We start from the raw sequence: 22602 nt of genomic DNA, 5'->3' as shown, positions 1-22602 counted from the left end.
AGGATACAAGCGTCAGATAGGAAAAAAAGAAAAAATTTTTTGTACATTTTTAACAGAATCCGGAAACCGGCGGAACCTTTTACACCGTCCTTCCGACAAAAGAGATACTAAAGGGGGTTGACACAGATGAAAAAAATAATGAACGGAATCCTGCTTCTGGGTATTCTGTTCCTGACCGCCTGCGGGGGAGAGCCAGTCCCGGAGCCCTTGCCGGAGGATGGGCTCCGCGGACCGGGAGAGGCGCCGTCAGACCATCCCGGATGGACCGTGGACATGGAGCGGGAGGTCTATGACCCGTCTCTGACCACGTTTGCCTATTTTATCCGCAATGAGACGGGAGAGACTGCGGAGTTTGGGGAGGATTACCAGATCCGGCGCCTGGAGGGAGGCATGTGGACAGACCTGACCCCCAGGGATAACTGGGGCTTCAACCACATCGGGTATTCCCTGGCCCACGGCGGTGAAATGGCCCTGACCTGCACACTGGACAGGTACGAGGAGCCGCCGGAGCCGGGGCGCTATCAATTGGTCAAGCCTCTGGGGGACACCGCCGCGTATGTGGAGTTTCAGTTGGGAAAAAGCCCTTACACAGCAGAAACCCCTTACGGCTTTGAACCTCTGGAGAATCTGCCGGAGAACTACCGGGCCGATACGGCGCCGAAGGACTGCGTGGTATTTGCAAACAGCGGCATGAGAAATCCGGAGAATGTGGAGGCGTTCCTGCGCAAATCCGCTCTAGGAGTTCCCTGCCAGCTGCGGGCCGTGGAGGACCGCGGCGACGGTGACCCTGTCATCCAGGATGTGATCTATGAAAACGGCCATTTTCTGCGGCGGGCGCGCCGGAGCGGAAAGATCGAAGAACAGCGGTTTTCCTATCTGGTGACGGACGGACAGGATCTGTACCTCTCCAACGGTACGGACTGGGCCAGCGGCGAACAGTACCATGACAGCCGCGCCCTGCTGATCCCGAAGGGAACGCCGGAGATGATTGCCGCCGCAGAGGAGACGACGGCGCGGCGGCTGGAGGGAAATGCTGCCCGTTATCAGATCTGGTCCGCCGACGGCGTCTGGTCTGCCGCGCTGACGAATGTCCCCACGGAATTTTCCGTCAGATGGCAAAAGCCCGGCGAGGGCTCCTGGGGCGGCGTCTATGATCTCCAGAACTGGGACGGCCTGGAGACCTCCGTCACCGGCATCTCCTGGCAGAAGGACGGTGCGCTGCTTCTCACCTGCGGCACCTCCAACGGCGGCACCAGCCGGCTGGCCTTTTCCCCGGAGACGGAACGGCTGACCAGTCTGGATTTTTATGGTCTGCCCCTGGCGGAGGATACGTCCAAATAGAGACAAAATAACAGAGCTCCAAAGGAGGGTGCTTCCGCGCCCTCCTTTTTGGTAAAAATTTCACAGAATGCACACAGTTTTTTTGAAAAAACTACTTGCAATATGATTATATATCGTGTAATATAGTTTTGTAAATCATATTTCGCAATATGGACAGCCGCCATTCAGCGCGGCAGAGGAGAACGATTATGGAAGCGACGCCGATGACAAACGAGATGTATCGGGCCAGGGCCCGGGCAATCCGAAGGGCCAAGGTCCAGGCCCGGAACGAGCCCCCTCACCTGACAGCGGGAGAGGAACTCTTCAACACGGCGAGCCACGGCGCTGGCGCGGCGCTGGCGGCGGCGGCCATGGTATTGCTGCTTCAGCGGTCGGATACGCCGCTGAAGGTCATGGCCTCCTGCTTTTACGGCGTCAGCATGGTGCTGATGATGGTGATGAGCAGCGTGTACCACGCCATGCGGACCGGCTCCAGGGCAAAACGGGTCTGCCGCCGGTTTGACTATACCTCCATCTACCTGCTGATCGGCGGAACCTTCGCCCCCATCCTGCTGGTATACCTGGGCGGCGTGCTGGGGATTACGCTGTTTTGTGTCCAGTGGGCCGTGATTCTCACCGGCGTGACGCTGATTCTGGTCTTCGGCCCCGGCCGCTGGCGGGCGCTGCACTTCACACTGTATTTTCTGATCGGCTGGAGCGGGCTGGTGTTTTTGCCGGATTTCTACGCCAATAACCGGCCTCTGCTGTGGTTCATCCTGGGCGGCGGACTGGTGTACACCCTGGGGATGATCCCCTTTGCCAGGGGCCGGAAAAACGACCACTGCGTGTGGCACATGTTCGTGCTGGCCGCCGCGGCGCTGCAGTGGGCGGGAATCTACTCCAGCATCTATTGATGCGGACAACAGCTTTGTAAGTTTTCAATGGTGCGTGAAACCTTCCTCGTCCCGCACACACCCTTCCTTCCCGTTGAATCGGTTTTTTACAGTCTGTGCCCGGGTGCCTCCGCACCCGGGCTTTGGCGTGATTGCACAAAAATCAGGGAAATTTTTTGAGAAAAAGATTGTTAAAAAAATTGACAAGTCGCTGAATTTGGTCTAAACTAATCATAACTTTAACAAACTTTCTCGATGGGAGCTGATCGACTTGAAGAAGGAAAACATCTCTGACGCGGTCATCCGCCGCCTCCCCCGATATTACCGGCAGCTGACGGACCTCTGCGCCCGTGGCGTAGTCCGCATCTCCTCCCACTCCCTGGGTCAGGAGATGAACATCACCGCCTCTCAGATCCGGCAGGATTTCAGCTGCTTCGGGGAGTTTGGCCAGCAGGGCTACGGCTATAATGTGGAAGAACTGCGCTCTGAGATCGGGCACATCTTAGGTGTGGACAACAACCACCACCTGATTATGATCGGTGTAGGCAACCTGGGCCACGCCCTGCTCCAGAATTTCCACTTTGACCAGGCGGGCTTTACTGTGGACGCCGCCTTCGACATCTCCCCCGCGATGGTGGGCTCCAGCGTCAACGGAGTACCTATCTACGCCATGGACGAGCTGGATCAATATATCCGGGGCCACGCCGTGGACGTGGTGGTGCTGACCATCCCCCAGTCGGTAGCGCAGGACACCGCCGACCACCTCATCGGCCTGGGGGTCCGGGGCTTTTGGAACTTCACCAATGTGGAGCTCAGCAGCGTGAATCCCGACGTACAGTTTGAGAATATCCATTTTGCGGACAGCCTGCTGACCCTCAGCTACCGCATCGCCAACCGCTGAGGAACGCCTATGAGAAAAAAACTTCTGATCCTGCTGCCCGTCTGCGTACTGCTTTTGGCCGCCGTCTGGGCCCTGGCCGCGGGAGACGCGGCGGACCCGCTGGCCACGCTCAGCTATCTCACCGGAACCTTCACGGACACGGTGGACCAGCGGGTGGACCAGCGGCTGAACGACGCCGATCTGTCCGGCAGCGGCGGAACCGTATCCGCCGCCTCCGTCTGGATGGAGACAAGGCTGAAAGGGGCGGACGACGCGGTATGCTCCACCGGCTCCAGCATTCTGCTGCTGGCAGGGGAAGCATATGTGTCCTATCCCTCTCCAGGCGCGGTGGTGGACGTCACCGCCGGTACGGTGGTCCCCAGCGGCACGGCCCTCGTTGCAAACCACCGCTATATGGCGGCGGAGGATACCGCGGCCCACTTCATCGTCACCTCTAAAACGGCGGTGCTGGACTACCAGGGGAGCGTGGAGTTCTCCTATTCCAGCGCCGAGGACTACAACGCCATGGCCGCCGCCCTGAAAGAGCTCCACCTGTTTCGGGGCACCCTCACCGGCTATGGCCAGGGCTTTGATCTGGAGGCCGCCCCCACCCGCCTCCAGGCGCTGATTATGTTCATCCGCGTCCTGGGTGAGGAGCAGCAGGCCCTGGCCTGGACGGGGACCACTCCCTTTCGGGATGTGGCCCAGGGTACCGAGGCGGAGAAATACGTGGGCTACGCCTATGAGCGGGGCTATACCAACGGGTACAGCCCCACAGAGTTCCGGCCCGCCGGCGCCGTCAACGCCTCCCAGTACACCGAGTTCGTTCTCCGGGCCATGGGATACAGCTCCGCCGCCAATACCAACCTGGCGGACGTCTTTGACCGGGCTATGAACGCGGGAGTTCTGACCGCAGGGGAGTGCACCATGCTCCAGCGGGACCGCTTCCTGCGTGCGGAGCTGGTGTACATCTCCTATTACGCCCTGGACGCCCTGCTGCCAAACAGCAGCCGGACCTTGGGCGATCAGCTGATGGATGCCGGCGTCTTCACCGCCGGGGAGTGGGACTCGGCCCGGGGACTGGTGACCTCCTGGCGGCTGTAAGAGATTTTCGCACCCTTGGCGGGGGGGCGCATACTATGGGTTGAGACCGGTTGAACCGGCCAACAATTCATAGGAGGTTCCCCTTATGTGCAATAACGGCTTTGGCGGCGGCAACTGCTGCTGGATCATCATCCTGCTGATCATCATCTGGTGCTGCTGCGGCAACAGTGGCTGGAATGGCGGCAGCAATTGCTGCTGCTGCGAGTGCTGCAACGGCGGCGGCAACGGCTGCGGCAACGGCTGCGGCTGCAATTGCTGCAATTGCAATTGCAACTGCAATCCCACTCCCTGCTGCTGATTCCTTACTCCATACCAAAGAAGTCGGGGCGCTCCGGGCAAAACCCGGGGCGCCCCGCTCTTTTCAGACAGCCTGTCCTATCCCGCTTTTCAAATTGTTCTGCAGTTTTTTGCAGACAAGGGACTTCTGCGCCCTGGCACTCCTTCCCTGCATATGCCTTGCGCGGTAGCTTCTGTTTTGATTTTTTCGGCAGACAGCGAGGCATCTCGGGCAAATGTTCAGGAGCAGTACAGCAGCATTAGAAAAGTTTGTTGAATTGACAGCCGCCCCGCTATTCCAACCTACTTGCAAAATTCAAAAAAGAGTTATAATAATGCAGGTTCTCCAGGCTTTTTTGCCGGCCTGCATCTTTGCCGCTGAAAGGCTGCGGTGCCTCCCTATGCAAACCACCCGCCGACACGGTCCGAGATCAACGCAATTACGGGCCCCAGGCAGAAACCGGTGAGCACCGTCGTCAGCCCCACCGTGGAGCCCAGAAAAAAGCCCACAGACAAAATAGAGATGTCCCAGACCATCCGGACCCGGCGATAGCTCCACCCCTTCACTCGGGCGGCGATCAGCTGCGGGACGGCGTCATAGGGGGCCACGCCCAGGTCCGCCACCATGTAAAAGGCCGCGGCGACCAAAAAACCGGCCATGCTCAGCGCAAGCATCACGACTCTGGCCGTCATAGAGAGCCCCTCTGCCGGAATCGCCTGCTGCATGAGCTTCATACAGAAATCCGCGATGTATCCAACGCCCACCATGTTGCCAATGGTTCCGATCCCAATGCGGGACAGATCATACCGGAGGACCGGTACGAACATCAGCAGATTGAACGCCAGCTGGCAGGTTCCAAAGGACACGCCGGTACGGGCGGACACCCCCAGGGTGAAGGTGGAGCAGGGATCGGTGCCGAAGCCCACCGTCTTAAATACCGCCACACAGACCCCGATCACAATCAGGCTGAGCGTCAGAGCCAGCAGCCTGCGGCCCATGCGGGGCCGGATCAGGTGTCCGGCCAGGTCCTGAACATTTACAGACATATCTCCCACTCCCGCGTAAAATATCTCCCTCAATCCCGAGAGGACACCGGCAAGGCCCTGCGGTCACGGCCGCAGCAGCGCCACCGCCACATCGTTGACGTTGGTGCCCGTGGGACCGGTGAAAATCAGTCCGTCCACCGCCCGCAGGGCGTGGTAGGCGTCATTGTCCGCCAACACCTTGTACACCTCCAAGCCCTTTTCCTCCAGGGCGGCCAGGGTGCCGCCGTCCACATAGCCGCCGGCGGCGTCGGTGGGACCGTCAGTGCCGTCGCTGCCCACGGAAAGCACCGCCCCATGGGGGATTCCGCTGATACCCGGCGAGGCCGCCAGAGCCAACTCCTGATTCCGTCCCCCCAGACCCCTGCCGGTCAGACGGACCACCGTCTCACCTCCGGCGATGAAGGCCAGCCGCCGCCCCTCCCCGGCGTGGGTCCGAAGGATACTGGCCAGAAAGCTCCCCGCCTCCCGGGCCTCGCAGCAAAGATGGTCCGTCAGCAAAACCGGCTCATAGCCCAGCTCCCGGCACCGCTCCGCCGCCGCCGCGCACAGCTCCCGGACGCTGCCGGTGATCTCGGTACACACGTTGTCCAGCTCCTTGGGTGTCTCCTCCCCCAGCAGCCGTCTGGCCTCCGGCGTCAGACGGAGCCCGTATTTCTCCGCCGCGGCCATCGCCTGGGCACAGGTGGAACCGTCCGGACAGGCGGGACCGCTGGCGATCATATCCAGCGGATCGCCCAGAATATCACTGAGGACGATGCCAAATACCCGGGCCGGGGCACAGAGCTGGGCAAAACGGCCGCCCTTGACACGGCTCAGCCGCTTGCGGATGGTGTTGATCTCCACAATATCCGCGCCGCTGGACAGCAGCTGCTGCGTGATGTTCTGCAGCTCCGCGCCGCAGACCCGGGGCTTTTCAAAGAGGGCGCTGCCTCCGCCGGAGAGCAGGAACAATACGGTATCCTCCTCCCGCAGCTCTTTCACCAGCTCCAGCGCCCTGCCGGTGGCCGCAAAGCCGTTCTCGTCCGGCACGGGATGCCCCGCCTCGCAGCAGACAACGCCGGGGATCTCCCCCTTCACATGGCCGTATTTGGTAATCACGATGCCGTCGTCCACACGGCCCAGAGCGTCCACTGCCGCCTGCGCCATCTGCCACGCGGCTTTTCCCGCCGCCACCAGCACCATCCGCCCGCCCCGGGGATGGTAACGCTCCAGCGCTCGCCGTACCGCCGCGTCCGGCTGGACGGCGCTCAGGCAGGCCCGGATAATCTGTTCGGCATCGTTCCGCAAAATCTCATTCATCTTCCGCACTTCCTCTCTAGAGTCTGTTTTCAAACCGGCAGCAGCCGGCACATGGCCCAGACCGCGTTGTGATCGGACAGCTCCGCTCCGGTGAAGGCCGCCAGCGCCGAACCGGGACGGGCATAGACGAGGTCCTCCCGGGCGGTGGAGACCATGCGGCTCTCCTCTGCCGAGGCGCCTTTCAGTAAAATCCAGTCCAGCCGCAGCGGCAGGAAATCTCCCCCCGGCAGAGGCTTGCGCCTTGTCAGCCTCGGCTCGCCGGGCACGATCTCATACCCCGCCTCCACCGCCATAGGCAGCAGCTCCTCAAACTGGAACACGTCCTCCAGGCACCGGCGGCGCAGCTCCGGACTTCCGGCGATGTCCCCAATGTCCTCCTTGTCCCGGCCGTCAAAGGTATTGGTGTTCAGGTCGCCTCCCAGGATTACCGGCATGTCAGGCAGCTCCCTTTCCACCGCTTTGAGAATCGTCTCCATCTGCGCCCTGCGGCCCTCTCCGTGGGTGCGGTTCTCCAGGTGGATGGACACGGCCCCCAGGGGCCGTCCGCCCACGTCCAGCTCCGCGAACACCGCCAGACGGCCCCCGATGCGCCTCTGCCGGTCAAAGTACCAGTTGTACTGCTCCGGCAGGCGGATCACCCCCGCCCGGCGGATGGGCCAGCGGGAGAACACGGCGTTTCCATGGAAGCCCTTCCCGTTTTCGTCGTTCACCAGCTCGATGAACTCCAGGCCCCAGGCGTAGTTCAGGCCGAGGGCCTGCGCCAGCTCCCGGGCGGTGTTTTTGTTGCCGGACCGGGCGCAGCCGTCGTCCAGCTCGTTGGCAAGAATCAAATCAAGGGGCTGAATATCCAGGCAGTCCCGCAGAAAGTCCTGAATTTCCTCCAGATGAACGCCCCGCTCCATGTTGAACATCAGCACGCCCAGAGCGCCTGGAGCCGTGTCCGGCGGACTCGCAAAATTTTCGGTCTCCGCCGTCCCGAATTGGGCAATGCGGGCCATCACCTCTTCCTGGGACCGCCGCTCCAGCAGCGCCCCCAGGGCCTTACGCTCTTCCAGCGGGATTCCTCGCATGGCGTTCACGCTCCTTGTCTCTTCGATAGATAATAAGATACCACAGTGAAACATCTTCCGTCAATGAACAAAGCACTTTTCCCATAACCTCCTCCCCAGATTCCCCCTTTTGTCATATTGACACAACGGTGGAAGTCTATTAAAATAAATGTATCTATGCACAGAGCCGCAGAAGCATCCGCGGGCTTTTGCTGTTTGGAGGAAGGTCATCATGTATCACTGTCAATTACACTTCTATTGTCTGGGCCGCCGGCAGGAGCTGTTCGACGCGGTCAGGGCGATCCCTCCACTGGAGCATTTCACCCACACTTTTTCAAAGAGCGGTGAAACGGACATGGCCCTGGCCGCCCAGGCGGACGTGATCCTGGCCGATCTGCGGGGTCTGGACGCCCCGGAGACCGCAGTCCGGCTGGCCGCCGGAAAAAGGGCGGAGGCGTCTTTGATTCTCCTGACGGAGCGGGAGCAGTTCCCCGCTCTGGAGGAATGTCTTGACGCGGCCGCCGACCTCTGGGTGCTCCCCATGTCCGCCGCGGAGCTCTCCTTCCGCTTCCGCCGCCTCCAGGCCCATATAAAAGACCGCGCCGACGCCTGGCAGACCAGCCACTTCCTGGACGCTGCCATCAACAGCACCCCCAACCTGATCTGGTACAAGGACAAAAACGGCATCCACGAGAAGGTGAACGACAGCTTCTGCGAAACCGTTGGCAAGACCAAGGAGCAGGTGCAGGGCCGGGGCCACGCCTATATCTGGGACGTGGAGCACGACGATCCCGCCTGCATCGAGTCGGAGCGGATCGTCATGGAGAACCGGGAGACCTGCGTGTCTGAGGAGACCATTCAGACCGGCGGCGGCACCCGGCTGCTGACCACCTACAAGTCCCCCCTGTACGATATGGACGGCAGCGTCATGGGCACCGTGGGCATCGCCATCGACGTGACCCAGGAGCGGGCCTACGAGCAGGAGCTGATTGCCAAGACCCAGACCCTGGAGACCCTCTTTACCACCATGGACTGCGGCATTATGTGCCACAGCCTGGACGGCTCCCGCATCCTCAGCGTCAACCGGGCCGCCCTGGAGATCCTGGGATACCGCTCCGAAGAGGACCTGGTGGCGGACGGGTTCAACATGATCGCCTCCTCCGTGCTGGAAGAGGACAAGCCGAAGCTGCGGGAGGCCATCCTCTCCCTGAACCGTGAAGGCGACAGCGTCAATGTGGAGTACCAGGTCCGGCACACCAACGGCGCCATCCTCCACGTTATGGGCAACATCAAGCTGATCCGGGAGGGCGGCGAGCTGTTCTACCAACGCTTCCTGCTGGACTTCACCGCCCAGAAGCAGCGGGAGCGGGAGGCCCGGATAGAGACCGAACGGCGGCACAGGAGCCTGGTCCAGGCCCTGGCCGTGGACTACAATCTGGTGTGCTTTTTGGACCTGAACAGCGGCCTGGGCGAACCGATCCGAACCCATGCCTGCCCCTTCCATATTCTGGACTCCCTCTTTGACGGACGGCAGCCTCTGATGGAGAGCATGGAGGCGTACATAGAGACCTGCGTCCATGAGGACGACCGGGAGATGCTGCGTCAGGCCGTCTCCATAGAGTCCCTGCGGGAGGGCCTGGCCGAGCGAAGCACCTTCTACCTCAACTACCGCACCCGCTGCGGCGGGAAGATGCGCTATTTCCAGATGAAGGCCGTTCGCGCCGGAGATTGGGACAGCAGACACGGCGTGGTGATAGGCTTTCGCAGCGTGGACGAGGAGACCCGGGCCGAGATGGAGAAAAAGGCCCTGCTGGAGGACGCCCTCTCCCAGGCCAACCGGGCCAGCAAGGCCAAGAGCGTGTTCCTCTCCAACATGTCCCACGACATCCGCACGCCCATGAACGCCATCATCGGCTTCACGGCCCTGGCCACCACCCACATCGACCAGAAGGAACAGGTGGCGGGGTACCTCAAAAAGATCATGACCTCCGGCAACCACCTGCTGAGCCTCATCAACGACGTGCTGGACATGAGCCGCATTGAAAGCGGTAAAATCTATCTGGAGGAGAAGCCCTGCAGCCTGCCGGACATCCTTCACGGCCTGCGCAACATTGTCCAGGCAGACGTCCATGCCAAGCAGATGGAGCTGTACATGGACGCGGTGGATGTGAAAAATGAAGGCATTTACTGCGACAGGCTGCGGCTGAATCAGGTGCTTTTGAATCTGCTGGGCAACTGCATCAAATACACTCCCGCCGGCGGCGTGGTCTGCGTCCGGGTCATTGAAAAGCCCGGAGCCCCGGCCGGCTGGGCAAAATACGAGTTCCATGTCAAGGACACGGGCATCGGCATGAGCGAGGAGTTCGTCTCCCACATCTTCGAGCCCTTCGAACGGGAGCGGAATTCCACCACCAGCGGCATCCAGGGCACGGGCCTGGGCATGGCCATCACCAAAAATATCGTGGACATGATGAACGGCACCATCGACGTCAAGAGCAAGCTGGGCGTGGGCACCGAGTTCACTGTCACCATCACCTTCCGCCTGTGCTCCGAGGCGGCGGTTCCCCAGACCATCCCGGAGCTGAGAAACTGCCGGGCCCTGGTAGTGGACGATGACTTCAACACCTGCGACAGCGTCTCCAGCATGCTCCAGCAGATCGGAATGCGGGCGGAGTGGACCCTCTCCGGCAAGGAGGCAGTGCTGCGGACCCGTCAGGCGGTGATGCGGAACGACCACTACTACGTGTACATCATCGACTGGCTGCTGCCGGACATGAACGGCGTGGAGGTGGCCCGCCGGGTCCGGAAGGAGTGCGGCGAGGAGGTGCCCATCATCGTCCTCACCGCCTACGACTGGTCCGACATTGAGGACGAGGCCCGGGAGGCCGGCGTCACCGCCTTTTGCAGTAAGCCCCTGTTCCTCTCCGAGCTGCGCAGCTGCCTGCTCTCCGTGGTGGGCACGGAGGAGGAGCCCCTGCCTGAAACGGTCGAGGCGCCCACCGTCCGCACAGGGCGTATCCTGCTGGCGGAGGACAACGAGCTGAACCAGGAGATTGCCCAGGCCATTCTGGAGGAGGCCGGCTTCTCTGTGGAGATCGCCGGAAACGGCCAGATCGCCCTGGAGATGCTGCGTGCATCCCAGCCCGACCACTACCAGCTGGTGCTGATGGATGTCCAAATGCCGGTGATGAACGGCTATGACGCCACCCGGGCCATCCGCGAACTGGAAAATCCCGATCTGGCCGCCATCCCCATCCTGGCCATGACCGCCAACGCCTTTGAGGAGGATAAACAGGAGGCCATCCGCTCCGGAATGAACGGGCACATTGCAAAGCCCATCGACATCGACGAGCTGATGAAGGCTTTGGATACCGTACTGCGAAAACTGTAAGCAAAGGCACCCGCGCCGCCTGAGCGGCGCGGGTGCCTTATTCAGACCCTGTATTCACAGCCAGTGGCTGTGAATACAGGGTCCGCTTATCCGGCGGGCCACAGAATGTCCTGAGCCACTGGCGTGTAGAAGAGGCGGGCGACCTCCTCCCGCCGCCGGGTCTGGCCCAAAATCCACATCAGCTTCGCCACCACCGCCTCGCAGGTCATGTCGTAGGCCTCCAGCACCCCCAGATCGTTTTTCAGGGCGTGGCCCACATGGTATACCCCCAGGTCGCTGCCCTCGTTCTCCACCTGAGTGGTGAGGACCACGGTCTTCCCAGCCTCCATGGCGTCCCGGACGCAGTCGTACAAACCGCTGTCCTCCGGCAGGCCGCCCACGCCAAAGCTCTCAATAATCAACGCGTCGTTCCGCTCCAAAAGATAGTCCGCAAGCCCCCGGGTCACGCCGGGGACCAGCTTCAAAAGCGCCACTTGGGTGTTCAGCCGATCATAGAACACTGGGGCTGCCTTGCACTCCTGCCGGATATAGCGCAGCAGCACGCCGTCCCGCAGGACGCCCAGGTCGGGGTAATTGATGCTGGAGAAGGCCTGAAAGCTCTTGGACCGGGTCTTTTTCGCCCGGGTGCCCAAAATCACCCGGTTGTTGAACACAATGGAGACTCCCGGCAGGTCCTCCGCCGCGCAGCGGAATGCGTCCATCAGGTTGACCTTGGAGTCCGTGGAGTCGAAGCCGATGGGCTTCTGGGCCCCGGTGAGGACGATGGGCTTGGGACTGCCCTGGATCAGATAGCTGAGAGCCGCCGCCGTGTAGGCCATGGTGTCCGTGCCGTGGGTGATGACAAACCCGTCGTACGCCTCATAACGGGCCCAGACGCACCGGGCCATCGTCTGCCAATGGCCGGGGATGATGTTGGTGCTGTCCAGGTTCAGAAGCTGGATGCAGTCCACATCACAGATGCCGGAGATGGCCGGAACCTGGGACAGAAGCTGCTCCGTGGTCAGCTCCGGCGTCAGTCCCCCCTCCGTCATCTCCGAGGCGATGGTGCCGCCGGTGCCGATGAGTAATATCTTCTTCATACGCCTCACCCCAAATCCCGGTGGTCCAGCGCCGCCAAACCAAAACGGGCCGCCTGGTCCACAGTCTCCCGCTCCGCCTCGCTCTCCGCTCTCTGCCGCCGCTCCCCCAGTTCCCGGAGAAACAGCCCCCGGAGGGAGTCCTCCTCCGCCCGGGCCCAGATGTCCTCCGCCATACGGGTGCAGTCCCGGATCTCCAGGGCGTAGAACCGGTCCGCCAGGGCCTCCTGGAGCCCCCGGACGTCCGCGCCGCCCTCGCCGGTCCGGCCCGTCAGCACAATCCGGTACAGGTGCCGGGCGGTGTCCTCCGGCAGGGCCGCCTCCACGGCGGAGCGGGGGGAGCGGCCCGTCACGTCCACCTCCAAAATCTCATAGCGCCGCTGGGCAAAGGGGACAAACTCCAGCACAATCCGGCCGTTTTCTCCAATGGTTCCCCGGTAGAACCCCTTCTCCCCCAGCTCGTCAAAGCCCCGGCCCTCAATACAGCCGGGCCAAGCGCAGAGGGTCTTTCCAAGCCGCAGGGGCTCCGTCCGCCTGTGGATATGCCCCAGGGCCAGATAGTGGAGGCCGCTGGCGGCGATCTCCTCCCTCCGGATGGGGCCGTACCGGGCCTCCGGCGGATCGATCTCCCCGTGGAGCAGGCCGATGTGGACCCGTCCGTCCTCCGGGGCCGAAAAACCCGCCAGGAAGCTCTCCGCCCGCTCGGGAGCGGTGAAGGCCCCGCCATGGACGGCGAGGTTCCACTCCGGCAGCTCCACGGCGGTCAGGCGGTCCTCCCGAAACACATGTACATTCTCCGGCCAGCGAACAGTCAGCCAGGGGCTGCCGGGTCCGGCCCAGTCGTGATTCCCCGGGGCGATAAACACCCTGGCCGTCATCTGTCCCAGGGCCTCCGCCAGCTGCTCCCCGGTCTCCCGGAAGGCACTGCCGCTGTCAAACAGGTCCCCCGCCAGCAGCACCAGGTCCACGTTATTCTGATTCACATAATTTGCAAGCCGGAATCCCAGCTCCCGGCTCTCCCGGCGGCGGCCCGCCGCCTGCCGGGCAGTCAGCGCCCCGAAGGCACTGTCCAGATGGAAGTCCGCCGCGTGCAGAAAAGTCAACATAACAACAACTCCAGCAGAGAATTTCCGCTCACTGCCATGCCTTGCAGACGTCCACCCACTCCACGAAGTTGGAGGAGCACCGCTCCAGCTCCTCACAGGTCAGCTCGATGGCGCTGCTGCTGCTTCCGGCGGCGGGAAAGACCGTCTCAAACCGTTTCAGAGACACGTCCAGATAGACCTTCACATCCTCCGGCAGGGCGAAGGGGCAAACGCCGCCCACATCGTGGCCGATGAGGTCATGGGCCTCCTCATGAGTCAGCATTTTGGCCTTGGTGTGAAATTGGGCCTTGTACTTGCCGTTGTCCACCTTGGCGTCCCCCGCCGCCACCACGATGATGGGAAGGTCCTCCACCTTGAAGCTGAGGCTCTTGGCGATGCGGGCGCCCTCCACGCCCACGGCTACCGCCGCCAGCTCCACCGTGGCGGAGGAGACGTCAAACTCCCGGATGCGGCCCGCCATGCCCCGCTCTTCAAAATAGGCTCTTACTCTTTGAATCGACACAATCGTCTTCCTCTCTTTTCAACAAAATATTCAGTGCCGCTTACCGCAGGTCCACCCGCTCCACGGCAGTGCAGAGGCCGGTATCGCTGTCCAGCGTAAAGACGGCCCCCTGCATTTTGCAGGGCCCCTCCGGGGACTTGTACCGCCCCGGCAGACCGCCCAGAAAGCTCTCCACCGACTGCCAGGGCTCAATGCCCAGCACGGACTCCACAGGCCCGGTCATCCCCAGGTCCGTCAGGTATCCGGTGCCCTTTGGATAGACCCGCTCGTCGGCGGTGGGCACGTGGGTATGGGTTCCCCAAAGGGCGCTGACCCGCCCGTCCAGATAGTAACCCATGGCCAGCTTCTCGCTGGTGGCCTCGGCGTGGAAGTCCACCAGGGTGAACTCCGCCTCCCCCTCTCTCAGGAGCTTGTCCGCCGTAGTAAAGGGGTTCTCCGCCCCCCAGGCCAGATCACAGCGGCCGATGAGGTTCATCACCCGCACCCGGACGCCCCCCAGATCGAAGATCTCACAGCCATGGCCCGGCATCCGCCCGGTGTAGTTGGCGGGCCGCAGCAGCCAGGGGGTGTCCTCCAGGAAGGTCTTGATCTGCATCTTGCCGAAGGAGTGGTTTCCCAGGGTCACCGCGTCGGCTCCGGCGTCCCGGATGCGCTCCGCCTGCTCCGGCGTCAGGCCCACGCCGGAGGCGTTCTCACCGTTGACCACGGTGAAGCGAATCTGCTTTAGTTTCTGCAAAGGCCGCAGGTTTTTTTCCAGGTGCCGCAGACCCGGCTCCCCTACCACGTCGCCTATCGCCAGAATATGGTACTGCATATGGTTTCCTCCGCTTTTGGGTTCATTTCATGGGATAGTATACCAGAAAAGCCGCCGTTTGGAAAGGCTTGATTTTTTTATACGCTCCTGACGGCTCCATATATCCTCTTTCTGCCGCTCTCTCGGAACTTTCGTTTTCGCCGTTACCCGCGGCCATACGCCCAATACCTGCAGAAGCTTCTCGTATTCGCTTGAACCGGACGGCACAGTCACGCCGTCCGCGGTATTTGAACGAGGCAGGCATCCGTGCCGGGAGTCAGACGCAATCATCCGCCAGAACGCAAGTGGAACGAGGCATTTGCAAACGCCGCCAAAACATGCCCGCCCGGCCCTTGTTTGAAAAATGCCGAAACGCGCAGCGGCGAGGGATTTTTCGCTGGGCAAGGCAAAAATTCGCAGGAATACTTTGTGTATTTCAGGAATTTTTAACGCGGCTCAGCGGAAACAGCTCCGTCGCTTGGGCATTTCGACATTTTTCAAACAGGGTCTAACCGGCACAGCCCTCCTGTCACAGCGGATATGCGGTGAACTGTCCCTGGCAGGGGCAGCCCTTGCAGATATAGGCTGTCCTGCCGCTCAGATCATAGATGGACGAAGCGATGGTCTTCCAGATTTTATCCACATCAATGTCTCCATAAGGCACGTGGCTGCACACCGCCTCCAGGCAGTCGGACTCCGGATACCGGGTGGGCCAGCCGGGCTTCATCTCATGGTCGGTGAGGCAGGACCGAAGGATTTCCAGGTCCAATTCCCCGTGGTGCGCCATCAGCCGGCGGCGCAGCACGCCGTCCCGGAACTTGCTGCCGTGGTTGGTGCAGTATTCCGCCCCCGCCACCATGTGGTTGGCATGGGTGACGACGCCATTCTCCGGCTCCAGCTCAAATACACCGCCGGGAGTCGCCTCCAGATTCACCGCCTTCCCCTCGGCGGAGGCCACCAGAATGTTGCAGGAGACCCCTCGGGGACTGTTTTTCACCACATCGCAGGCCTGGGCAAAATTCCGGCAGCTGAGGGCCTTCCGGCGGACAAAGGTCACCGGAGCGCCGACGTCTCCCGTGTCAAAGACGGAGGTCAGATTGTTGCCGCACACACTGACGCCGTGGTTGTTGATGCCGTCCCGGATCAGCTGACCGGCCTCGGTCAGTCCAACAATGCGGGTCCCGCTCAGATCGTCAATATCCACGATCACCACATGGTCCTCCACCCAGGGGCGGTAGTCCCAGTTCTTGATGAGAAATGTCCCGCCGCCGCGGGCGGCCTCCGGCAGCACGGCGCCGCTGGTGCACTCCTGATCCTGGGGGAGATTTTTCAGCTTTAGGATCTCATACCTGCAGTTCAGGGCCATGATGGCATCCAGATCCGCGCCGCTCCCCTCCGCGATGCCCCGGGCCTCCGCCAGCTCAGCAGGGAAATCCCGCTCCAGAAGCTCCAGATACAAATGGCTCCGCTGCAAAATCTCCTCCCAGGGCGCGGAGAGGGTCCTGGCAAAGTGCCGCTGATAGCCCTGGATGCCCAGGCGGATCAGATCCCGCGCCTGGGCGCCGTACTGCACGCCCCGCTCAAAGGGATCGGCGGAACGGATTTTTACACACTGAAACGCTTCCATAAAGAATTCTCCTTATCCGCATCATGCATTTTTTACAGCGCAGCTCGCAGCAGCGCCGTGCGCTGCTGCGAGCTGCCGAGAGAAAAGAGGTGTACCCGTATAGAATTAGCCTACCAGCATGGAGACGCCGGGGCCCAGCGGAAGCTTCAGCATCCACCAGATCGCCAGAATCACCATCTCCGTGATAAAGGTCGCGATGGCGTAGGGCATGCAGCCGGCGAAGACCGTGCCCATGCCGGGCTCCTTGCTCCTGTCCGTATTATACTTCGCAAGCAGGCCCACAATCAAGGCCACATCGGAGGAAATCGGAGCCACTGCGTTGGTGGCGGAGTCGCCGATGCGGTAGATAATGGTGGCCAGGGCCGGGCTGTACCCCAAAGTATAGAGCATGGGAATCAGGATAGGCGCCAGGATCATCCATTTGGAAGAGCCGGAGGTCATGAACAGGTTCAGGAAGGTGGAGAACAGCGCCACCAGAATAAACAGGCCGAATCCCTGGATACCGGTGGATTTCAGCCAGGAGCCTCCCACGGAGCCCAGATAGGTGGGGATGTTGGAGGCGTTGAACAGATGGATGAACAGCGAGGCGGGCAGCGCGATGACCATGAAGGTGGTCATGGAGTTGATGCCGGTGGCCAGCAGAGCGGGCAGCTGGTTCCACTTTTCAATTTTGCCCACAGTGCGGCCATAGGTGGCGCCCGTTACCAGGAAGAACAGGAACAGAAGGGTGAGAACACTTTTAATCAGGGGGGAGTTGGGCACGATGGAGCCGTCGTCCGCCCGGAAGAAGGAGTTCTTGGGGATGGTGATGGCCACGAGGACGGCCAGATAGATCAGGGCGGCGATGCCGGCGTTGCGAAGGCCCCTGCGCTCAACGGGGGTGAGCTCGCTGTTCTCGTCCGCAGCCCGGACCAGGCTGAGATCCTTCGCCTCGCCCAGGTAGGGGCGGACGAATTTGACGGTGACAAATGTGTAGACAAAGGTCAGCACAATGGCGCAGGCCAGCAGGAAGTACCAGTGCTGCAGCACGTGGACGGTGGAGGTGTCCAGGCCCAGGGCCTCGCACACCGACACGTTGATGCCGCTGAGCAGCACGTCCAGATTGCCCACAAACACATTGGCGGACATGCCTGCGTTTCCCGCGGCATAGGCCAGCAGAATGCCGAGCCACGGGTTATACCCCAGGGCGGCGAATACCGACGCGGACACCGCCGTGGCGCCCAGGATACCGGCGTTGGAGGCGGTGTTTGCGTTGATGGCAATGAACGCCACCACCGCAAACACCATTGCCGGCTTTGCACCGCCGATAAATCGTTTGATAAACGCTCCAAACAGACCAACCGTCTCCGAAAGACCGATGGACAGCAGCAGCAAGCCCATCATCATCATGGGGGAGAAGTTGTAGTAGATGCTGTACATGTTCTGGGTGACGTTGGTGATGGTCTCCTTGTTAATGAGGTTTTTGATGGTGACCTCCACAATCTCGGGCTCTCCGCCGGAGGAGGACGCCTTCTCATAGGTGGTGGTGGCCCCGTTGAACATCACCGACAGCACCAGGGAGACCACAATCAGAATGCTGAAGAGATAGAACGGATGCGGGAGTTTGTTGCCAACCACCTCAATGCCATGGATAAATTTCCAAAACAGGCCTTTTTTCTCTTGCTTTTCCATATGCTTTTCCCTTTCATTTTTTTCTCTTCATATAAACAGCAGCCCTTAGAACCTGTTCATAGCCGGAGGACGCAGGTTCTTATTTTGTGTAGACCGTCTCACCTCCTATCACCGTCTCAAGGACCTGAATATCTTTGATCTCGTCCTCAGAACAGGTCATAATGTCGCGGTCGATCACGATGAAGTCCGCCAGCTTGCCCTGCTCGATGGAGCCCTTGAGGTGCTCTTCAAAGGCGGCATAGGCGGGCCAGCAGGTAAAGGAGCGCAGAGCCTCCTCCCGGGTCATGGCCTCCTGGGGGTAGAAGCCCTCCGCGGGCTCGCCGGTCTCGTCCTTGCGGGCCACGGCGCAGTACATGCCCACAAAGGGGTTGAAATTTTCCACCGGGGAGTCGCTGCCGTTGGGGAGCACGTTGCCCTGATCGATGAGGGTGCGCCAGGCGTAGGCGCCCTTCATGCGCTCCTCGCCCCAGCGCTGCCGGGCCACCCGCTTGTCCGTCCGCAGAAACACGGTCTGGAAGGTGGGGATGACACCCAGCTCCCGATAGCGGCCGATGTCCTGGGGAGAGAGGCACTGGGAGTGCTCGATGCGGTGGCGGCAGTCGGGCCTGGGCCACTCGGACTGCAGCCGTTCAAAGCAGTCCAGCGCCTGGCGGCAGGCGGCGTCCCCGATGCCGTGGTACCAGATCTGAAAGCCCGCCCGGTGGGCCTGATACAGCAGGTCGTACAGCTCCTGGTCCGTCCACTTGCCAAAGCCCCTGCAGCCGGGGGCGTCGGAGTAATCGTCCAGCATCCAGGCGCTGCGGGCGCCCAGGGAGCCGTCGCCGGAGATCTTGTAGGCCCGGTAGGTCAGGCGGTTGTCATAGGCGCCGATGCGCACGCCCCGCTCAAAGTACTTCATGGACCCCTCAAAGAGCTCTTCATAGCTGGGGCGGCCCACAATGCGCAGGCTGACGTACATCCGCATCTTCAGCTTCTTCTGCTTATAGAGCTCCTCCCAGGCGTCCACCCAGTGGGCAAAGCTGCCGGCGTCGTGGACGGAGGTGATGCCCACCTCGAAGAAGCCCTCCTGGGCCAGCAGGGCAATTTTCTGCATCTGCTGGGCAGTATAAGGGGGAATGGCCCGGTTGAAGGGCTCCTGGGCCTGATCGCTGACCACGCCCAGAAGACTTCCGTCGCTCTTACGCATGATCTCGCCGCCCACGGGGTTGGGCGTCGCCTCGGTGATGCCCACCACCTCAAAGGCCTTGCTGTTGACCCAGGCGCCGTGGCCGCAGCCCCGCTTGAGGTAGACGGGCACGTCCGGCGCCACGGCATCCAGCTCCTCCTTGCTGGGGAAGGAGGGGTCCGCTTTCCAAGCGTCGTTGATCCAGCCGCGGCCCACGATCCACTCGCCGGGCTTGGCGGTTTTGTACGCCTCGGCCACCATGTCCAGGATCTCTTGCTTCGTCTTGCCCACGAGATACAGCTCCAGCTTCAGGGCGCCGGTGCCCGCGATGTGGAGATGAGAGTCGGTGATGCCCGGCAGGATCACCTGGCCCTTCATGTCAATCACCGGTGTCTCCGGCGTGCATTGGGCCAGCACCTCCTCGTTGGTGCCCACGACGGCAAAACGGTCGTCCGAAATGCCGAAGGCGGCGGCGGTGGAAAAAGCCTTGTCTACGGTGTAGACCTTCGCGTTGATATATGCGGCGTCCAGCTTTCTCATTATGTGTTTTCCTCCATCTACCAGTTTAGTTTTACCTGCGCGAAATGCGGTCACGTACGGGATGTCCACAGAGTTTATAGTTATTTTTCCTAATATCCACTGTACAAAAAAACACTTTTTTTGTCCAATATCCAATATGCATGGGGTTTATAAAAAAATTGCATTATGCAAGACAGGATAAATCCTGTATAATATAGACAACAAGAGTTCTCAGGGAGGTAAGCACTATTGATGGATTTCAACAAGCTGAATTACCTGATGGCCATTGCGGAGCTCCAGAGCTTTTCTAAGGCGGCGAAGAGGTGTTATGTCTCCCAGCCCGCCCTGACCCGGTGCGTGAAGAACATTGAAGACGAGCTGGGGCTGAAGCTGTTTGACCGCTCCTGTTCCCCCATCAAGCTGACCTATGCCGGGGAGCGCTACATTGCCGCTATGCAGGAGATCCTGGAGCTGAAGACGAAGCTGGACCAGGAGATGGAGGAGATCGCGGCCCGCCGGCGGGACCGGCTGGTGCTGGGAATGCCTACGACCCGCAGCGTCACTTGGATGCCCCGCTTCCTGTCCGCCTTCAAACGGGAGTGCCCCAGCGTGGACATCCAGCTGATTGAGGGCAACTCCTGCACTCTGGAGCAGCTCCTCAGCAAGGGGACCATCGACTTCTATGTGATGGCAACGGACCCCGTCTTCACCAAGGGGCTGCAGTTCACCCCCATTTTCCAGGAGGAGATGATGCTGGTCATCAGCCGGCAGGCCAAGGCGCTGCGGCCCTTCCATCTGCCGCCCAATGAGCCCGGTACCGTGCAGTATATCCCCCCGCAGCTGCTGGAGAAAATTCCCTTTTACTCCGCCACGCCGTCCCAGGGCACCTATTATCTGGCCCACCGTGTCTTTGACCAGTACAACATCCAGCCCAACATCAGCATGGAGGTCATCAACACCTCCGTCGCCTACCAGATGGCGCCCCAGAGCGGCGGCTTCGCCTTTGCCCCGGTCACCGTGGCCTATGAGGAGGAGTTCTCCCCCGAGCCCATCTTCTGCTCCATCACGGACGGGATGATCTTCCGCACCGCCGGAATTTTGTCCCGGGAGGGTATGGAGATGAGCGATACCGCCAGACTCTTTTTGGACATCGCGGTCCAGGCAATCGGCGAATACGCCCGGCAGCATATTGAGAAGGTCCAGGTGCGTCACGACATTGACTTCTCCAGCTTCCACAAGAAGCTGCCCTAGAGTCCGGGCTTATGCGAACAGACTCTATCCTCTGCGCACATCTTCACTAAAGAGCGATTTACGCAGGAAAGGAGCCCGTTATGGCAGGAGGAGTGGAACAGATGCAATACCTGCAGGACAGCGCCGTGCTCTCCCGCAAGCAGCAGCTGCGGCTGGTGGTCCGCCTGAGTATCCCGGCGATTCTGGCCCAGCTCAGCACCACCATCATGCAGTACATAGACGCCGCCATGGTAGGGAGCCTGGGCGCCGGCGCCTCCGCCTCCATCGGACTGGTGTCCAGCTCCATCTGGCTGATGAACGGGCTGTGCATCGCGGCGGTAATGGGATTTTCCGTCCAGGTGGCCCAGCTCTCCGGCGCCGGGGACCGCCGGCAGGGCCAGGCGGTATTCTGCCAGTCCATCCTCATGGGGGCGGCTCTGGGAGTGATTCTGGCCCTGATCGGCGCGGGGATCAGCCCCTGGCTGCCCCGGTGGCTGGGGGGAGAACCGGAGATTCTGGAGGACGCCTCCCGGTATCTCTTTATCTATGCCTGCCAGCTGCCATTCCTCCAGTTCCGGCAGCTGGCAGGGGGGATGCTCCAGTGCAGCGGGGACATCAAGACGCCCAGCATCCTCAATATCCTGATGTGCGCCATGGACGTCGTATTCAACGCTCTGCTGATCTTTCCAACCCGCCAGGTCCTTGCGGCGGGGCAGGTCCTCACCCTTCCGGGGGCGGGGCTGGGCGTCACCGGTGCGGCCCTGGGCACGGCCCTGGCGGATATTTTCACCGCCTGCGCCATGATGTGGGCGGCCTGCCGCCGGTCGGACTTTCTGCGCCTGGACCGGAACTGCCGCTGGAGGTTCGATTCCCTCTGCTGGCGGACAGCCCTGCGGATCTCCCTCCCCCTGGCCCTTGAGCGCGCTATTTTGAGCAGTGCGCAAATCGCCTCCACCCGCATCGTGGCCCCTCTGGGCACGGTGGCCATCGCGGCCAACACCCTGGGCGTCACGGCGGAGAGTCTTTGCTACCTGCCGGGCAACGGGATCGGGACGGCGGCCACCACCCTGGTGGGCCAGAGCCTGGGAGCGGGGCGGCGGGATATGGCCCGGCGCTTTGCCCGCCTCTCCGTGGGGCTGGGCGTCGCTGTGATGAGCGCCATGGGACTTTTGATATTCCTTTTCGCGCCCGCCATCTTCACCGCGCTGACACCGGACCCGGAGGTGCGGCTTCTGGGGGCCCATGTGCTGCGCATCGAGGCGTTTGCGGAGCCGCTCTTCGCCGCGGCCATCGTCACCGCCGGCGCCCTCCGCGGGGCGGGAGATACAAAGGTCCCCAGTGTGATGAACCTTGTCAGCATGTGGGGCGTCCGCATCCCCGCCGCCGCCCTTCTGGCGCCCCGGCTGGGACTGTACGGCGTGTGGATCGCCATGTGTAGTGAGCTGTGCATCCGGGGACTCCTGTTTTTGACCCGGCTGTTTCGGGAGAAGTGGCTGGACCATGCGCTCATAAGAGAGGGAAAATCGTAGGCGGCCCCTCAATGCCCTGCGGAAACGCCCCATCCGCCGGGTGGGCGTTTTGACAATTTTCAAACAGGGCCTAACGAAGAACGGCGGGAAAAGAACCGTCCAGACCTCGTTCAACGCATGTGAAT

At 61.5% G+C, this 22602-nt stretch carries 18 protein-coding genes; 8 read left to right on the top strand and 10 right to left on the bottom strand.

What is annotated here, in order from left to right; all coding sequences use genetic code 11:
* Positions 1–126 precede the first annotated feature (126 nt).
* From C816_RS14090 to C816_RS14070, 5 genes are all read left to right on the top strand, one after another.
* Positions 127–1341, top strand: a complete 1215-nt coding sequence (locus C816_RS14090) for an immunoglobulin-like domain-containing protein (RefSeq protein ID WP_016323073.1) — start codon at positions 127–129, stop codon at positions 1339–1341.
* 188 nt (positions 1342–1529) lie between these two features.
* Complete coding sequence (locus C816_RS14085; protein ID WP_016323072.1) at positions 1530–2234, top strand: PAQR family membrane homeostasis protein TrhA; 705 nt, start codon at positions 1530–1532, stop codon at positions 2232–2234.
* 250 nt (positions 2235–2484) lie between these two features.
* Complete coding sequence (locus tag C816_RS14080) at positions 2485–3114, top strand: redox-sensing transcriptional repressor Rex (protein ID WP_016323071.1); 630 nt, start codon at positions 2485–2487, stop codon at positions 3112–3114.
* A gap of 9 nt (positions 3115–3123) precedes the next feature.
* Positions 3124–4197: an S-layer homology domain-containing protein gene (locus tag C816_RS14075; protein WP_016323070.1), complete on the top strand. Its 1074-nt coding sequence runs from the start codon at positions 3124–3126 to the stop codon at positions 4195–4197.
* Positions 4198–4282: 85 nt separating this feature from the next.
* Positions 4283–4495, top strand: coding sequence for a hypothetical protein (locus C816_RS14070; protein ID WP_016323069.1), 213 nt, complete (start codon positions 4283–4285; stop codon positions 4493–4495).
* 377 nt (positions 4496–4872) lie between these two features.
* Here C816_RS14070 and C816_RS14065 read toward each other — a convergent pair whose 3' ends face one another.
* The 3 genes from C816_RS14065 to C816_RS21925 all read right to left on the bottom strand — a co-directional run bounded on the left by C816_RS14065 (position 4873) and on the right by C816_RS21925 (position 7889).
* Positions 4873–5520, bottom strand: coding sequence for a YczE/YyaS/YitT family protein (locus C816_RS14065; RefSeq protein ID WP_016323068.1), 648 nt, complete (start codon positions 5518–5520; stop codon positions 4873–4875).
* 63 nt (positions 5521–5583) lie between these two features.
* Positions 5584–6819: a glycerate kinase type-2 family protein gene (locus tag C816_RS14060; protein WP_016323067.1), complete on the bottom strand. Its 1236-nt coding sequence runs from the start codon at positions 6817–6819 to the stop codon at positions 5584–5586.
* A gap of 29 nt (positions 6820–6848) precedes the next feature.
* Positions 6849–7889, bottom strand: coding sequence for an endonuclease/exonuclease/phosphatase family protein (locus C816_RS21925; protein ID WP_016323066.1), 1041 nt, complete (start codon positions 7887–7889; stop codon positions 6849–6851).
* A 211-nt stretch (positions 7890–8100) separates the two neighbouring features.
* On the opposite strand from C816_RS21925, the gene C816_RS14050 reads away from it, so the two are divergent.
* Positions 8101–11259, top strand: coding sequence for a PAS domain-containing hybrid sensor histidine kinase/response regulator (locus tag C816_RS14050; RefSeq protein ID WP_016323065.1), 3159 nt, complete (start codon positions 8101–8103; stop codon positions 11257–11259).
* An 86-nt stretch (positions 11260–11345) separates the two neighbouring features.
* Here C816_RS14050 and C816_RS14045 read toward each other — a convergent pair whose 3' ends face one another.
* The 7 genes from C816_RS14045 to C816_RS14015 form a co-directional block, all read right to left on the bottom strand.
* Complete coding sequence (locus C816_RS14045; RefSeq protein ID WP_016323064.1) at positions 11346–12338, bottom strand: asparaginase; 993 nt, start codon at positions 12336–12338, stop codon at positions 11346–11348.
* Positions 12339–12343: 5 nt separating this feature from the next.
* Positions 12344–13441: a metallophosphoesterase family protein gene (locus tag C816_RS14040; RefSeq protein ID WP_016323063.1), complete on the bottom strand. Its 1098-nt coding sequence runs from the start codon at positions 13439–13441 to the stop codon at positions 12344–12346.
* A 28-nt stretch (positions 13442–13469) separates the two neighbouring features.
* On the bottom strand, positions 13470–13943 hold the full coding sequence (locus tag C816_RS14035; RefSeq protein WP_016323062.1) for a YbaK/EbsC family protein: 474 nt from the start codon (positions 13941–13943) through the stop codon (positions 13470–13472).
* Between the two features lie 40 nt (positions 13944–13983).
* The gene (locus C816_RS14030; protein ID WP_016323061.1) at positions 13984–14757 is read right to left on the bottom strand and encodes a TIGR00282 family metallophosphoesterase; all 774 of its coding nucleotides are present in this window, start codon (positions 14755–14757) and stop codon (positions 13984–13986) included.
* A gap of 508 nt (positions 14758–15265) precedes the next feature.
* Complete coding sequence (locus C816_RS14025; protein WP_016323060.1) at positions 15266–16363, bottom strand: C45 family autoproteolytic acyltransferase/hydrolase; 1098 nt, start codon at positions 16361–16363, stop codon at positions 15266–15268.
* 105 nt (positions 16364–16468) lie between these two features.
* Positions 16469–18034: an AbgT family transporter gene (locus tag C816_RS14020; RefSeq protein WP_016323059.1), complete on the bottom strand. Its 1566-nt coding sequence runs from the start codon at positions 18032–18034 to the stop codon at positions 16469–16471.
* Positions 18035–18113: 79 nt separating this feature from the next.
* The gene (locus C816_RS14015; RefSeq protein ID WP_016323058.1) at positions 18114–19739 is read right to left on the bottom strand and encodes an amidohydrolase; all 1626 of its coding nucleotides are present in this window, start codon (positions 19737–19739) and stop codon (positions 18114–18116) included.
* Between the two features lie 231 nt (positions 19740–19970).
* Here C816_RS14015 and C816_RS21920 point away from each other — a divergent pair, with 231 nt between their 5' ends.
* Entirely contained in the window at positions 19971–20969 is a 999-nt protein-coding gene (locus C816_RS21920) for a LysR family transcriptional regulator (protein WP_016323057.1), read from the top strand.
* 101 nt (positions 20970–21070) lie between these two features.
* Positions 21071–22477: an MATE family efflux transporter gene (locus C816_RS14005; RefSeq protein ID WP_155979021.1), complete on the top strand. Its 1407-nt coding sequence runs from the start codon at positions 21071–21073 to the stop codon at positions 22475–22477.
* The last annotated feature ends 125 nt before the right edge of the window (positions 22478–22602 follow it).

The organism is Oscillibacter sp. 1-3 (genome assembly GCF_000403435.2).
In the GTDB taxonomy this organism is placed as follows: domain Bacteria; phylum Bacillota; class Clostridia; order Oscillospirales; family Oscillospiraceae; genus Oscillibacter.
This window is presented reverse-complemented; position numbering and strand designations above follow the sequence as displayed.

What these genes read in the sequence shown, in the direction of transcription:
- C816_RS14090 (WP_016323073.1), top strand. Translation starts at nt 127, where the DNA reads ATGAAAAAAATAATGAACGGAATCCTGCTTCTGGGTATTCTGTTCCTG.
- C816_RS14085 (WP_016323072.1), top strand. Translation starts at nt 1,530, where the DNA reads ATGGAAGCGACGCCGATGACAAACGAGATGTATCGGGCCAGGGCCCGG.
- C816_RS14075 (WP_016323070.1), top strand. Translation starts at nt 3,124, where the DNA reads ATGAGAAAAAAACTTCTGATCCTGCTGCCCGTCTGCGTACTGCTTTTG.
- C816_RS14070 (WP_016323069.1), top strand. Translation starts at nt 4,283, where the DNA reads ATGTGCAATAACGGCTTTGGCGGCGGCAACTGCTGCTGGATCATCATC.
- C816_RS14065 (WP_016323068.1), bottom strand. Translation starts at nt 5,520, where the DNA reads ATGTCTGTAAATGTTCAGGACCTGGCCGGACACCTGATCCGGCCCCGC.
- C816_RS14060 (WP_016323067.1), bottom strand. Translation starts at nt 6,819, where the DNA reads ATGAATGAGATTTTGCGGAACGATGCCGAACAGATTATCCGGGCCTGC.
- C816_RS21925 (WP_016323066.1), bottom strand. Translation starts at nt 7,889, where the DNA reads ATGCGAGGAATCCCGCTGGAAGAGCGTAAGGCCCTGGGGGCGCTGCTG.
- C816_RS14050 (WP_016323065.1), top strand. Translation starts at nt 8,101, where the DNA reads ATGTATCACTGTCAATTACACTTCTATTGTCTGGGCCGCCGGCAGGAG.
- C816_RS14045 (WP_016323064.1), bottom strand. Translation starts at nt 12,338, where the DNA reads ATGAAGAAGATATTACTCATCGGCACCGGCGGCACCATCGCCTCGGAG.
- C816_RS14040 (WP_016323063.1), bottom strand. Translation starts at nt 13,441, where the DNA reads ATGTTGACTTTTCTGCACGCGGCGGACTTCCATCTGGACAGTGCCTTC.
- C816_RS14030 (WP_016323061.1), bottom strand. Translation starts at nt 14,757, where the DNA reads ATGCAGTACCATATTCTGGCGATAGGCGACGTGGTAGGGGAGCCGGGT.
- C816_RS14025 (WP_016323060.1), bottom strand. Translation starts at nt 16,363, where the DNA reads ATGGAAGCGTTTCAGTGTGTAAAAATCCGTTCCGCCGATCCCTTTGAG.
- C816_RS14020 (WP_016323059.1), bottom strand. Translation starts at nt 18,034, where the DNA reads ATGGAAAAGCAAGAGAAAAAAGGCCTGTTTTGGAAATTTATCCATGGC.
- C816_RS14015 (WP_016323058.1), bottom strand. Translation starts at nt 19,739, where the DNA reads ATGAGAAAGCTGGACGCCGCATATATCAACGCGAAGGTCTACACCGTA.
- C816_RS21920 (WP_016323057.1), top strand. Translation starts at nt 19,971, where the DNA reads ATGGATTTCAACAAGCTGAATTACCTGATGGCCATTGCGGAGCTCCAG.
- C816_RS14005 (WP_155979021.1), top strand. Translation starts at nt 21,071, where the DNA reads ATGCAATACCTGCAGGACAGCGCCGTGCTCTCCCGCAAGCAGCAGCTG.